The 13,793-nt window shown below is 62.2% G+C and carries 9 protein-coding genes; 2 read left to right on the forward strand and 7 right to left on the reverse strand.

Annotated elements, in window-relative coordinates:
* Positions 1 to 30 precede the first annotated feature (30 nt).
* Genes AC4PTT_RS10645 through AC4PTT_RS10675 form a run of 7 tightly spaced genes read right to left on the reverse strand, consistent with a single transcriptional unit; the run spans position 31 to position 11,023 of the window.
* Complete coding sequence (locus AC4PTT_RS10645) at positions 31 to 600, reverse strand: hemerythrin domain-containing protein (protein ID WP_317088140.1); 570 nt, start codon at positions 598 to 600, stop codon at positions 31 to 33.
* Between the two features lie 10 nt (positions 601 to 610).
* Positions 611 to 1,528 carry a peptidylprolyl isomerase gene (locus AC4PTT_RS10650; protein ID WP_206547565.1) on the reverse strand — a complete coding sequence of 306 codons (918 nt, stop codon included), beginning with the start codon at positions 1,526 to 1,528 and terminating at the stop codon, positions 611 to 613.
* A 4-nt stretch (positions 1,529 to 1,532) separates the two neighbouring features.
* Positions 1,533 to 2,255, reverse strand: a complete 723-nt coding sequence (narI, locus tag AC4PTT_RS10655; RefSeq protein WP_113155200.1) for a respiratory nitrate reductase subunit gamma — start codon at positions 2,253 to 2,255, stop codon at positions 1,533 to 1,535.
* 12 nt (positions 2,256 to 2,267) lie between these two features.
* Positions 2,268 to 2,981 (reverse strand): nitrate reductase molybdenum cofactor assembly chaperone, encoded by a 714-nt coding sequence (narJ, locus tag AC4PTT_RS10660; RefSeq protein ID WP_206545304.1) that lies wholly within the window; start codon positions 2,979 to 2,981, stop codon positions 2,268 to 2,270.
* Positions 2,981 to 4,519 carry a nitrate reductase subunit beta gene (gene narH / locus AC4PTT_RS10665; protein ID WP_492161121.1) on the reverse strand — a complete coding sequence of 513 codons (1,539 nt, stop codon included), beginning with the start codon at positions 4,517 to 4,519 and terminating at the stop codon, positions 2,981 to 2,983. Before narH ends, narJ begins: the two co-directional genes overlap by 1 nt.
* Positions 4,516 to 8,271 (reverse strand): nitrate reductase subunit alpha, encoded by a 3,756-nt coding sequence (locus tag AC4PTT_RS10670; protein ID WP_492161122.1) that lies wholly within the window; start codon positions 8,269 to 8,271, stop codon positions 4,516 to 4,518. Before AC4PTT_RS10670 ends, narH begins: the two co-directional genes overlap by 4 nt.
* 13 nt (positions 8,272 to 8,284) lie before the next feature.
* Positions 8,285 to 11,023 (reverse strand): nitrate/nitrite transporter, encoded by a 2,739-nt coding sequence (locus tag AC4PTT_RS10675; RefSeq protein ID WP_113155196.1) that lies wholly within the window; start codon positions 11,021 to 11,023, stop codon positions 8,285 to 8,287.
* 244 nt (positions 11,024 to 11,267) lie between these two features.
* Between AC4PTT_RS10675 and AC4PTT_RS10680 the strand changes: the two genes are divergently transcribed.
* Together AC4PTT_RS10680 and AC4PTT_RS10685 are read left to right on the forward strand one after the other, a co-directional pair.
* Positions 11,268 to 11,966, forward strand: a complete 699-nt coding sequence (locus tag AC4PTT_RS10680) for a cyclic nucleotide-binding domain-containing protein (protein WP_206552564.1) — start codon at positions 11,268 to 11,270, stop codon at positions 11,964 to 11,966.
* A 527-nt stretch (positions 11,967 to 12,493) separates the two neighbouring features.
* Positions 12,494 to 13,747 carry a D-amino acid dehydrogenase gene (locus AC4PTT_RS10685; protein WP_113155194.1) on the forward strand — a complete coding sequence of 418 codons (1,254 nt, stop codon included), beginning with the start codon at positions 12,494 to 12,496 and terminating at the stop codon, positions 13,745 to 13,747.
* Positions 13,748 to 13,793 lie beyond the last annotated feature (46 nt).

Genomic DNA, 13,793 nt, shown 5'->3' on the forward strand with positions numbered 1-13,793 from the left:
GGGGGTTCTCCGTAGTGCCTGATCTCTGGATCACCTGGCGCTTCCTTCCGCGTGTTCGGGGAAGGTGATCCCACGACGTTCCGCCATATGCCGGCCGATGCGCGTGAGGTCGTCCGGCTCGAGCCGGATGCGCGCCATGGGGATGACGATGGCGTTCTCCACGATCAGATGCCGGCGCTCGTTCGCCGCAAAGCGGGTGAACAGGCCCTTCCAGCCCCTGCCCTGTCTTTCCGGCGCGTCCAGCGCGCGGCACAGTTCGTCTGCGTCGAGCTTATCGGACGAGTGTTCCGCGCACAGTTCGCTGACCACATCCTCCATGCGGTCCTCCGGCAGAGCGCGCTCAAGAAGCACGGGAAACAGATCCAGCTCTTCATCCAGAACATGAAGCCCGAAGTCACGGCGCAGAAACGCCAGAATATGCCGCGAGAGTGCGAGGTCGCGCTCACCCTCCGAGACCATCGCGTCGAGCAGGTTGCAGAGCATCCGCTGCCGAAAATGATCGGCAAAGATGTAATCAAGCGGCTCGCGCAGCAGCGCCTCCGGCGGGCGCTCCTCCAGCGCCTCCACCATCAGCCTGCGTTTCTCCTCCATATGTTCCATGACATCCCCGCTACTGTACGAGAGGACTGTCCGCCGCGCCGATCTCAATGCCGGAAATGTCCGCCTTTCCGGCGAGGATCGCGATGTATTGCGCGGAAGCGCGTGACCATGACTGGGCTTCCAGCCAGGCCGCAATTCTGTCCTCGACGAGTTCGAATGGAAGTTCACGTGCCGGAACCACGCGGTCGAGTGCGATGACGTGATAGCCAAAGCGCGAAGCGACCGGCCCCGGCGCGATCTCGCCTGCCGCCAAGCCTTCCAGCGCCTTCTCGAATTCGGGCACGGTGCTGCCGGGCGAAAGCTGGCCTAGATTGCCGCCCTGACTGCCCGATGGACAGGCCGAGTGCAGCGCGGCGAGCGCGGCAAAGGCCGACGGATCGGAGGCCAGCGCATTGCACAGTTCCTGCGCGAGGCGGTGCGCCGCGATGCGCTTTTCCTCATCGCTTTCAGGTGCAGCGATCAGGATGTGCCGGGCTTCAAACAGCGGCTCGCTCATGAAGCGCTGCCGGTTGTTCTCATAATAACGCCGGCACTCCTCCGCACCGGCGCGGGGCACGTCGAGTTCGGCCTCCAGCAGCGCATGGATGGCCGCATCGTCGGCCGAGGTGGTCCGGCCTTTCTCGTCGCGTTCGCCCTCGCCTGCAAGCCCGCGTCTTGCCGCTTCGCTCAGAAGGAGCTGACGGATCACCAGTGCTTCGGCAGCGGCGCGCAGCGCCTTTCCGGGATTGTCTGCCGGATGGTTCTGCGCCTCGCGCAGGATCTCGTCTTCGGGCACAGCCACGCCATCGACCGTGATGGCGCGGATGAGCGGCAGGGGCTTGGGCGGAACCCGTGTGTCGGGCTCCTGATAGGTGGTGTAGCCCTGCCCGTCCGGCGACGGAGCCGCCGCCGGATGATCGAGTTTGGGGTTCTTGTAGATCGTCGCCATGGTGCTACTCCGCTGCCGGCAGGCGCGTCGGCTGCGCCCGTTGATTGCGTTCGCGAACGACCTGGTAGCCGGGCCGCCAGAAGAAACCGAGCGGCACACTCAGCATGTGCACCAGACGGGTGAACGGGAACAGGAGAAGGATCGTAAGTCCGAGGAACAGGTGCGCCTTGAAAATGAACGATACTTCAGAGACATAGCTCGATGCCTCAAAGTTGAAGGTGAAGATGCCCTGCGCCCAGGACATGAACTTCACCATCTCCTCGCCGTCGAGATGCTGCATCGAAATCGGGATGGTCATGAGACCGAGCGCCAGCTGGATCCATAAGAGGATGATGATCAGCGTGTCGGTGGTGCTGGAGTTTGCACGCACCCGCGCATCGAACAGGCGGCGATGGACGAGCAGGCTTGCGCCGATGATTGCCATCACGCCCGCCACGCCGCCGGCGACGATGGCCAGAAGCTGCTTTGCCCCATGGCTGATGCCGAGCGCATCGAATATGGCGATGGGGGTGAGCAGGCCGACCAGATGGCCGAAGAAGATCACCAGAACGCCCACATGGAAAAGCACCGATCCCCAGATGAGCTGCCGCCGCCTGAGGAGCTGGGAGGAGCCCGAACGCCAGCCATACTGCTCGCGGTCGTAGCGAATGGCGGTGCCCAGAATGAGCACGACCAGCGCGATATAGGGATAGATCCCGAACAGGAGTGTGTTGATATAGCCTGACATGACGGCCTCCACTCAGAGATTGGTTGCCGGCGCGGGAGCGTCCGGCCGGCGTTGATGGGCGCGCATCTGGCGTTGCAGACGGTCGGGACCGCAGGCGTTTTCACCGGCATTGCCGGCAAAGGTCACGGCCTCTTCCTCCCAGATGCGGTCGAGCGCTTCGAGATCCGCCGGATCGTCTTCCGGCGTCTCAAGGAGTTCACGCACCAGTTTCGGATCGGCTTCCCCCGAGGCGAGCGCCTCCAGAACCGCAAACGCATTGGCGTAGACCGACTGACGTTTCTTCAGCCGCTCGCGCAGGACCTTCAGGATATGGCCGGTCTGGCCGAGGAGTTCCGCTGCTTCCGCATCCGGCTTGATCGATAGATATTCGAGGAAAAGCGGCAGATAATCCGGCATCTCCTTTGCGTCGATGGACAGGCCGTCCGCCTCATACATGGCAAGCAGATCAACCATCGCCTGACCGCGATCCCGGCTCTCTCCATGGACATGTTCGAACAGATGAAGCGACAGCGAACGCGTGCGGTCGAACAGGAACACGTAGCGTTCCTGTGCGTCGTAGAGGTCGAGCCCGCCAATATCGTCGGCCAGCCGTTCCAGAAGGCGCTTCTGGGTCCCGGTGATCCCGTCTGCGCCGGCGATGGAGGTTTTCACCTCCTGCGTCGCCGCCTGCAGGTCCGCGCTCGGATAGGACAGAAGCAGGGAAATGATTTTCAGTGCGGTTTGCATCACACGCCCTCCGAAAGTCTGCCAACCGGCGTCTGCACCGTGCGGGTGCGCTTGCCGCCGAACAGATCCGTGCCCGTGTCTTCTCCCGAGCAGCCATTGCCGAAGGTGAAACCGCAGGAGCCGCGCACGTCATATGCGTCTTCCGAGATTTCACGATGGCTGGTGGGAATGACGAAACGGTCCTCGTAATTGGCAATGGCCATCACGTGGTACATTTCCTCGATCATCTCGTTGCTCATGCCGACCTTGCCGGCAACGGCCTCGTCGATGACGCCATCGACCGTCTTGGCGCGCATGTATGTCCGCATGGCCAGCATGCGTTCGAGCGCGGAGACGACCGGTGCTTCCTTGCCGCCCGTCAGAAGATTGGCGAGGTAGCGGACGGGAATGCGCAACGAGCGCACGTCCGGCATGTCGCCATCAAGGCCGATCTTGCCGGCTTCGGCCGCAGACTGGAGCGGCGAAAGCGGCGGCACATACCAGACCATTGGAAGCGTGCGGTATTCCGGGTGAAGCGGGAACGCCACTTTCCACTCCATCGCCATCTTCCAGACCGGCGATTTACGGGCGGCCTCAAGCCAGGCATCGGGCACGCCGTCCTTCTTCGCCTGGGCGATGACCTCCGGGTCATTGGGATCGAGGAACACTTTGAGCTGCTCTTCATAGAGATCCTGCTCGTTGGGAGCGGATGCGGCCTCGGCGATGCGGTCGGCATCGTAGAGAACCACGCCCAGATAGCGGATGCGCCCGACGCAGGTTTCCGAACAGACCGTGGGCTGGCCAGCCTCGATGCGCGGATAACAGAACACGCATTTCTCGGATTTGCCCGAAGACCAGTTGTAATAGATCTTCTTGTAAGGGCAGCCCGAGACGCACATGCGCCAGCCACGGCACTTGTCCTGATCGATCAGGACGATGCCGTCATCCTCGCGCTTGTAGATGGCGCCCGACGGGCACGAGGCCACGCAGGTCGGGTTCAGGCAGTGTTCGCACAGGCGCGGCAGATACATCATGAAAGTGTTTTCGAATTCGCCGTAAATCTGCTTTTCGACGCCTTCGAAATTGTAGTCCTTCGACCGCTTGGCGAACTCGCCGCCCAGGATTTCCTCCCAGTTCGGCCCCCATTCGATCTTTTCCATCCGCTCGCCCGAGATCTGTGAACGCGGGCGGGCGGTGGGCGATGTCTGGCTTTCCTTCGCCGTCTGAAGGTGGCTGTAGTCGAAATCGAACGGCTCGTAATAGTCGTCGATCTCCGGCAGGTCCGGATTGGCGAAGAGCTTTGCCAGAATGCGCCATTTCGCTCCCTGTTTGGGCTCGATGCGGCCATTGGCCCTGCGCACCCAGCCGCCATTCCAGCGTTTCTGGTTTTCCCAGTCCTTCGGATAGCCGATGCCGGGCTTGGTCTCGACATTGTTGAACCAGGCGTATTCAACGCCCTCGCGGTTCGTCCAGACGTTCTTGCAGGTGACGGAGCAGGTGTGACACCCGATGCACTTGTCGAGGTTCAGCACCATGCCGATTTGCGCGCGGACTTTCATTCTGCCGCCTCCTTCTTTTCGCCGGTTTCGCGGTAAGGCCCTTCCATCCAGTCCACGTCCTCCATCTTGTGCACCACGACGAATTCATCGCGGTTGGAGCCGACGGTGCCGTAATAGTTGAAGCCGTATGCCTGGTGCGCGTAGCCGCCGATCATGTGCGTCGGCTTGGTGATGGCGCGGGTCACCGAATTGTGGATGCCGCCGCGCTGGCCGGTGATCTGCGATCCCGGCGTGTTCACGATCTTTTCCTGCGCGTGATACATGTAGACGGTTCCCTGCTTCATGCGCTGGGAGACCACGACACGCGCCACGATCGCGCCGTTGACGTTGAAGACCTCGACCCAGTCATTGTCGACCAGACCCGCCGTCTTCGCGTCTTCCTCCGAAATCCACACGACCGGACCGCCGCGATTGAGCGTCAGCATCAGGAGATTGTCGGAATAGGTGGAGTGGATGCCCCATTTCTGGTGCGGCGTGATGAAGTTCAGCACCACCGAAGGCTTGCCCTTCGACTTCTCCGCGATCATCGGATTGATCGACTTGGTGTCGATGGGCGGCCGGTAGACGCAGAATGCCTCACCGAAGGCGCGCATCCACAGATGGTCCTGATAGAGCTGCTGGCGGCCGGTGATGGTGCGCCAGGGGATCAGCTCATGCACATTGGTGTAGCTGGCATTGTAGCAGACCTTCTCCGATTCAAGTCCCGACCAGGTCGGAGAGGAGATGATCTTGCGCGGCTGGGCCACCACGTCACGGAAGCGGATCTTTTCGTCTTCCTTGGGCAGCGCCAGATGGGTGTGGTCGCGGCCCGTGTTCTGGGACAGCGCATCCCAGGCCTTCACGGCCACCTCGCCATTGGTTTCCGGCGCGAGCATGAGGATCACCTCGGTCGCATCGATATCGCTGTCGATGCGCGGACGTCCCTTCGTTGCGCCCTCCTCCGTCACGACGCCGTTGAGACGGCCAAGCGCCTCCACCTCGTGCTCGGTGTTCCACGAAATGCCCTTGCCGCCATTGCCGAGCTTGTCCATGAGCGGCCCGAGCGCGGTGAAACGCTTGTAGAGGTTCGGGTAATCGCGCTCGACCACGGCGACTGCCGGCATGGTCTTCCCCGGAACAGGCTCCACCTTACCGGTCTTCCAGTCCTCCACCTCGAAGGGCTGGGCAAGTTCACCCGGCGTATCGTGAAGAATGGGGACCAGAACCACGTCCTTCTCCACGCCCAGCACCTCGGGCGCGACTTCGGAGAATTTCCTGGCAATGCCCTTGAAGATGTCCCAGTCGCTGCGCGCCTCCCAGGCCGGGTCCGCCGCGCTTGAAAGCGGGTGGATGAAGGGGTGCATGTCGGACGTGTTGAGATCGTTCTTCTCGTACCAGGTGGCCGTCGGCAGAACGATGTCGGAATAGACGCAGGTGGTCGACATGCGGAAGTCGAGCGTTACCAGAAGGTCGAGCTTTCCTTCAGGCGCGGTCTCGTGCCAGACGGCCTCGCGCGCCCTCTGCCGCCCTTCTTCGCCCAGATCCTTGCCCATGACGCCATTCGCCGTCCCGAGCAGGTGTTTCAGGAAGTACTCATGCCCCTTGCCCGAGGAGCCGAGCAGGTTTGAGCGCCAGACGAACAGGTTGCGCGGCCAGTTGGCCGGATCGTCCGGGTCTTCGCAGGACATCTGCAGATCGCCGGACTTGAGCTGCGCCGCGACGTAATCCTTGGTCTCCTGACCAGCCTCGCCCGCCGCCTTTGCGACATCCAGCGGATTGGTCTTCAGCTGCGGGGCGGATGGCAGCCAGCCCATGCGCTCGGCGCGGATGTTGTAGTCGATCAGTGTCCCGTCCCACGGGCCTTCCGGCGCGGTCGGCGACAGGATCTCGTCCACCTTGAGCGTTTCATAGCGCCACTGGTCCGTGTGCGCGTAGAAGAAGGAGGTCGAGTTCATCTGCCGGGGCGGACGGCCCCAGTCGAGCCCGAAGGCGAGCGGCAGCCAGCCGGTCTGCGGGCGCAGCTTCTCCTGTCCCACATAATGGCTCCAGCCGCCGCCGGACTGGCCGACGCAGCCGCACATGACCAGGAGATTGATGATCCCCCGGTAGTTCATGTCCATGTGGTACCAGTGGTTCAGGCCCGCGCCGAGAATGACCATCGAGCGGCCATTGGTCTTTTCGGCATTGAGCGCGAACTCACGGGCGACCGTGACGATGTGATCGCGCGGCACGCCGGTGATCTTCTCGGCCCAGGCCGGCGTATAGGGCGCTTCATCGTCATAGGATTTCGCGCAGCTATTGTCGCCCAGCCCCCGGTCGAGCCCGTAATTGGCGACGAACAGGTCGAACACGGTTGCAACCAGCGCCTCTCCGGAAGCGAGCTTGACCTTCTTGGCGGGCACGGCGCGTTCCAGAACGCTGTCATGATCCGTGCCGGCGAAATGATCGTGCTCGCGATTGCCGAAATAGGGGAACGACACATTGGCGACCGTGTCGCGGTCAGCATCGAGGATCAGGCTCATTTCGAGCTCGACATCCTCACCCTTGCCGTCCTTGCTCTCCAGGTTCCACTTGCCTTTCTCACCCCAGCGGAAGCCGACGGAGCCGGCCGGCGCGACGATCTTGCCCGACTTGCGGTCAATCGCGACGGTCTTCCATTCGGGATTGTTCTTCTCGCCGAGCTTGCCCCGGAAATCGGAGGCGCGGAGCAGCCTGTCGGGCACATAACGCCCGTCCTTCTCGACAAGCCGCACCAGCATGGGCATATCGGTGTAGCGACGGCAGTAATCCTCAAAATACTCCGCCTGCCGATCAAGGTGGAACTCGCGCAGGATGACATGTCCCATGGCCATGGCGAGCGCCGCGTCGGTGCCCTGCTTGGGATGCAGCCAGATATCGGAGAACTTGGCCGCTTCCGAATAGTCCGGCGACACGACCACGGACTTTGCGCCCCGGTAGCGCACTTCCGTGTAGAAATGGGCGTCCGGCGTGCGGGTCTGGGGCACGTTGGAGCCCCAGAGGATGAGGAAACTGGAATTGTACCAGTCGGCCGATTCCGGCACGTCCGTCTGTTCACCCCAGGTCATGGGAGATGCCGGCGGCAGGTCGCAATACCAGTCGTAGAACGACATGCAGGTGCCGCCCAGAAGCGACAGATAGCGCGAACCCGCCGCATAGGAGACCATCGACATGGCCGGGATCGGCGAGAAGCCGATCACCCGGTCGGGACCATGGGTGCGCGCTGTATAGGCGTTGGCTGCGGCGATGATCTCGTTGACCTCGTCCCAGCTTGCCCGCACGAAGCCGCCAAGACCGCGCACCTTGGTGTATTCGGCGCGCTTGGCCGGATCCTGCTGGATCGCCGCCCATGCGCCGACCGGCGTCTTCACCGCCCGTTCGCGCCGCCACAGTTTCAGAAGCCGCGAGCGCACCAGCGGATATTTCACCCGGTTGGCCGAGTACATGTACCAGGAGTAGCTGGCGCCGCGCGAACAGCCGCGCGGCTCATGGTTGGGCAGATCGGGCCGCGTGCGCGGGTAGTCGGTCTGCTGCGTTTCCCAGGTGACGATCCCGCCCTTCACGTAGATTTTCCACGAGCAGGAGCCGGTGCAGTTCACGCCATGGGTGGAGCGCACGATCTTGTCGTGCTGCCAGCGCTTGCGGTAGGCGTCCTCCCAGTCACGGCTTTCATTGGTCGTGACGCCGTGACCGTCGGAGAAGGTTCCCGTGTTCTTCCGCGCCAGGAAGTTGAGACGGTTTAACAGATGTGACATCGCTTGGTCCTTTTCAGCTTGCTGGCACGGTGCTGGCTGGCCGGGTGTTTCCGGCCCGCTCAACGGCATGCAGGAGCCCGCCTTTTCGCGTGTAGAAGAGGTAGGTGAGGCCCATGCAGACCACGTAGAAGATCAGGAAACCCCACAGGGCCATTTCGGGCCCGCCGGACATGGCGATCGAGGAGCCGTAGGCTTTCGGGATGAAGAATGCGCCATAGGCTGCGATGGCCGAGGTGAAGGCGATGATGGCCGCCGACTCGCGCTCGGCCTGTCTGACCGAAGCATCTTTGTCGAGCTCGGGCATCAGCCGCGGGATCTCGAGCCGCATGATCGAGGGGATCATCTGGAAGGTCGACGCATTGCCCACGCCCGTGAGGAAGAACAGGGCCATGAAGCAGGCGAAGAAGCCCCAGAAATTGCCGCCCGTGCCGTTCAGGGGCAGGAACTGCAACACACCCCAGACCGCCACGATCATGCCCGCAAAGGTCCACAGCGTGACGCGTCCGCCGCCATACCGGTCGGAAACCCAGCCGGTGCCCGCCCGCGAGAGCGCGCCGACCAATGGGCCGAGGAAGGCGTAGGAGAGCGCATTCACCTCAGGGAACTGCGTTTTCATCAACAGCGGGAAGCCGGCCGAATATCCGATGAAGGAGCCGAACGTGCCCGTGTAGAGAATGCACATCACCCAGTTGTGGAACCGCGAGAAGATGATCGACTGTTCGGCGAACGAGGCGCGCGCGGAGGCGATGTCGTTCATGCCGAGCCATGCGGCGATGGTCGAGACGATCAGGAACGGAACCCAGATGAAGCCCGCGTTCTGGAGCCACAGCATGGTGCCATCGCTGGCCATCTGGCCATCGCCGACCGCGAAGGCGAATGCGCCTGTCGAGATCACCACCGGCACCAGGAACTGCATGACGCTGACGCCGAGATTTCCAAGCCCTGCATTGAGCGCAAGCGCATTGCCCTTCTCCGACTTCGGGAAGAAGTAGGAGATGTTGGCCATGGAGGAGGCGAAGTTGCCGCCGCCAAGACCGCACAGAAGCGCCAGGACTAGGAAAATCAGGTAAGGCGTTTCGGGGTTCTGCACCGCATAGCCGATGCCGAAGGCCGGGATCAGGAGCGAAGCGGTCGACAATGTCGTCCATAAGCGCCCGCCGAAGATCGGCACCATGAAGGAGTAGAAGATGCGCAGCGTTGCGCCCGAAAGCCCCGGCAGAGCGGCCAGCCAGAACAGCTGATCGGTCGTGTAGTCGAAGCCGATGCTCGGCAGCTTGGCCACCACCACCGACCAGACCATCCAGACCGAGAAGGCCAGAAGCAGCGCGGGAATGGAGATCCAGAGATTGCGCCGGGCAATCGCCCTGCCCTTCTCGTTCCAGAAGGTTTCATCGTCCGGACGCCAGTCTTCGATCACGCCGGCCATGCCGCCATGCTTGTCTTTCTCATGGATCGGCTGCATTTCAGGCAGTTCGGGCAGCGCGCCGAGTTCGCGCGACAGCGCCGTCTTCTCCATCTGGCGGATCGAGAAGTGCATCCAGACGAGCGACACCGCGACGATGCCGAACAAGAGCATGAAGCAGGTGGTCCACACGCCCGTCATGTCGAGCAGAACGCCGAAGGTGATCGGCAGAACGAAACCGCCAAGACCGCCGATCATGCCGACGAGACCGCCGACAGACCCCACATGATCGGGATAGTAGACGGGAATGTGCTTGTAGACCGCCGCCTTGCCGAGCGACATGAAGAAGCCCAGAACGAAGATCAGCAGGATGAAGGGCACCAGGCTCAGGCTGGTCGAGAAGGTGATCGGCCCGCGAATGCCGTGGATGATGTAATCCGTGTCCGGATAGGACAGCATGAAAGTCGTCACCAGCGCCACGCCGAAGGTCCAGTACATGATGCGGCGCGCGCCATACCGGTCGGAAAGATGTCCGCCATAGGCGCGGAAGATGGAGGCCGGGATCGAGTAGAAGGCGGCGATCATGCCGGCCGTCTTGATGTCCAATTCATAGACGCCGACCAGATAGCGCGGCAGCCAGAGCGCGAGCGCGACGAAGCCGCCGAACACGAAGAAATAGTAGATCGAGAAGCGCCAGACCTGCAGGTTCTTGAGCGGTTCGAGCTGCATGAAGGTGCCGCGCGCCTTTGCGCCGGCTGCCCGCCTGGACTTCAGGTCCGGATCATCTTCGGTTGTCAGCCAGAACACGATGGCCATGGCGACCAGAACGGCGGCCCAGACCTGCGCAACCATGGTCCAGCCAAAGGCCACCATGACGAAGGGCGCGACGAATTTGGTGACCGCCGCGCCGACATTGCCGGCGCCGAAAATGCCGAGCGCCGTGCCCTGCTTTTCCTTCGGATACCATTTCGACACATAGGCCACGCCCACGGCGAACGAGCCACCGGCAAGACCGACGCCCAGCGCCGCCAGGAGCATTGTCTCATAGGTCGTGGCGTAGGAGAGCGCGAATGTCGCGGCGGCTGCCGCAAGCATCGTCAGGACATAGACGATGCGCCCGCCATACTGATCCGTCCAGATGCCCAGGAAGATACGGGACAAGGAACCGGTCAGGATCGGCGTGCCGGCAAGCAGACCGAACTGCGTGTCGGTCAGGCCCAGATCCTCTTTGATCTGAACGCCGATGATGGAAAAAATGGTCCAAACGGCAAAGCACACGGTGAAAGCCAATGTGCTCATGCCAAGAATTGTGTTTTGCTGTCGGGGAGTGACCCCTTGGAGGGAACTCATGTGTCCGCCCTTTCCTCACAAGCGGCACGCGCCGCTCCGATGGCTATAACGGGGCGAGTTTCGGGGCATTCCTTCGAAGAAGTTTGATGCAGATCAAACTTCTGGAGCAAGGGATGGGAAATAAGACGCTGCGGGAAATGTTTCGGCAGCAGGGTTGCAGCCATCAAGTTTGACGGCCGGACCAGCAAAATGACAGACTGACTTTTATCAATCGCGCGATTGATAATTATCAAAAGGGGGATACATGCGGCCTTCAGATATTCCGGAGATCCGAGCGCTGCGCCTCTTCAAGAGCATGTCGGATTCGGCTTTTGAGGCGCTGATTCAGGCCGCTTATCTGCAAACCTTTCCCGCCCAGCTCGAACTGATCCGCGAAGGCGATCCGGCGGACTTTCTCTATGTGGTCACCGAGGGGCGCGTTGAGCTTTTCGCCCGCGCCAACGGACGCGAGGCCACGATGGGCATGGTGCATCCCATCGGCACCTTCATTCTGGCGGCCGTGCTGAAGGATGCCGTCTATCTGATGTCGGCGCGCACCTGCCAGAAGTCCAAGGTTCTCATGATCCCGGCGGAGAATGTTCGCGCCGCGTTCGAGGCGGACGATGCCTTTGCCCGCGCCATCGTTGTCGAGCTTGCGAGCTGTTACCGCTCGGTCGTCAAGGAGCACAAGGATCTGAAGCTGCGCAGTTCCGTGGAGCGTCTGGCAAACCGGCTGTTGCGTTACCACGCCGACCAGGGCGCAAACGGCACGCTTGAACTGCCCTATGACAAGCGCACCCTCGCCTCGCTTCTGGGCATGACGCCGGAGAACCTGTCGCGTGCTTTCAATACGCTCAAACCCTATGGCGTGCAGGTGAAAGGCACCGAGGTCACACTGTCTGATCTCGACGGGCTGACGACGCTTGCCAAACCCAATATTCTGATCGACGACCGCACAAGCTGATCGTCCTGCTCTCAATTTGCGCAAGATGCTGCGAATTCATGTTGCATCCTTCGCAACATTCACTAGTATCCGGTGCGTAATCCTGCTCCTTTTTTGATTGTTCGAGAGCCTCCACCGCATGCGTTTCACACCCGGAAAATCGAGGGACCGCGTTCGCTTCTGCAACCACGCGGGTAGCCTGATCGCAAGCATCTAGCCCTGGCGCGGTTGCAAGACCGTCGACCGGGGGCCGGAAATCCAAACCACCTGAAATTTCGGTTCTGATTTCCGGGTCCGCCACCGACGACCCGGTGGAGTTGCATAAAGTGTTCACGACCATGGAAAGCCGTTTCCCCACGGCTCGCAGCATCGTTTTCATGCGCCCGCATCGCGTCGCGCGCAGTTCCCCGACAACGTCCCACGCAGGCTTGATCCCCGATCGGCGAAGGCACGCCCTCGCCGTGCCGCAACGGGCGTTTTCCATCCCGGCGTAGCACTCGCGCCTTCCCCAAATCCCCCAGATCCAAAAGTCATTCGGAGTACCCATCATGCGCGTTGTCGTGCTTGGCGCCGGCGTTGTCGGTGTAACCTCAGCCTACTATCTCGCCCAGCAGGGCCATGACGTCACGGTTATCGACCGCCAGGAAGGCCCGGCGCTGGAAACCAGCTTTGCGAATGCCGGCGAGATTTCGCCCGGCTACTCGTCGCCATGGGCCGGCCCCGGCATGCCCTTCAAGGCCATCAAATGGCTGATGATGAAGAATGGTCCGCTGGCGATCCGCCCGCGCCTCGATCCGGTCATGTGGTCCTGGCTCTTCAAGATGCTCTTGAACTGCACCTCGGCACGCTACGCGCTCAACAAGTCGCGCATGGTGCCCATCGCCGAATACAGCCGCGACTGCCTGCGCGCACTGCGCGCCGAAACCGGCATCACCTATGATGAGCGCAGCCAGGGCCTGCTTCAGCTCTTCCGCAAGCAGGAACAGCTCGACGGCATCGGCAGCGACATTGAAATCCTGAAACAGTTCGGCGTGCCCTTCGAGGTGCTCGACCGGGATGGCTGCGCCGCGGCTGAACCCGCACTGGGCGCGGTGAAGGAGAAATATGTCGGCGGCCTGCGGCTGCCGGGAGACGAGACGGGCGACTGTCAGGTGTTCACCACGCGGCTTTCGGAACTGGCGGCCTCCTCGGTCGATTTCCGCTACGGCGTGTCGATCAAAAACCTCGTCAGGGACGGCGCGCGGGTGACCGGTGTCGAGACGGATCAGGGACGCTTCGAGGCCGATGCGGTTCTCGTCTGTCTCGGCAGCTATTCACCGGCGCTGCTGCGGCCGCTCGGCCTCCACATCCCGGTCTATCCGGTCAAGGGCTACTCGCTGACTGCCAGGATCACCAACGAAGCCGGCGCGCCGGTCTCCACCGTCATGGACGAGACCTACAAGATCGCCATCACCCGGCTGGGCGATCGCATTCGTGTCGGCGGTACGGCGGAAATTTCCGGCTTCGACCTGTCGGTGCCGGAATCGCGCCGCCGCCCGCTGGAATTCTCCGCCGGCGATCTGTTCGGCAATGGCGCGAACTTCTCCGACGCCACCTTCTGGTCTGGTCTCCGCCCGATGACGCCTGACAGCCCGCCCATCATCGGCGCAACGCGTCTCGACGGGCTTTACCTGAACACCGGCCACGGCACGCTGGGCTGGACCATGTCCTGCGGTTCCGGGCGCGTGATCGCCGACATCATTTCCGGCCGCAAGCCCGAGATCGACACGAACGGCCTCGGGATCGAGCGTTACGGGCAGTGATCGGGAAAAAGGGCGGGCGCCGGTGAGGCCCCGCCCTTTCAATCTT

This window comes from Nitratireductor sp. WH36-1, from assembly GCF_058725515.1.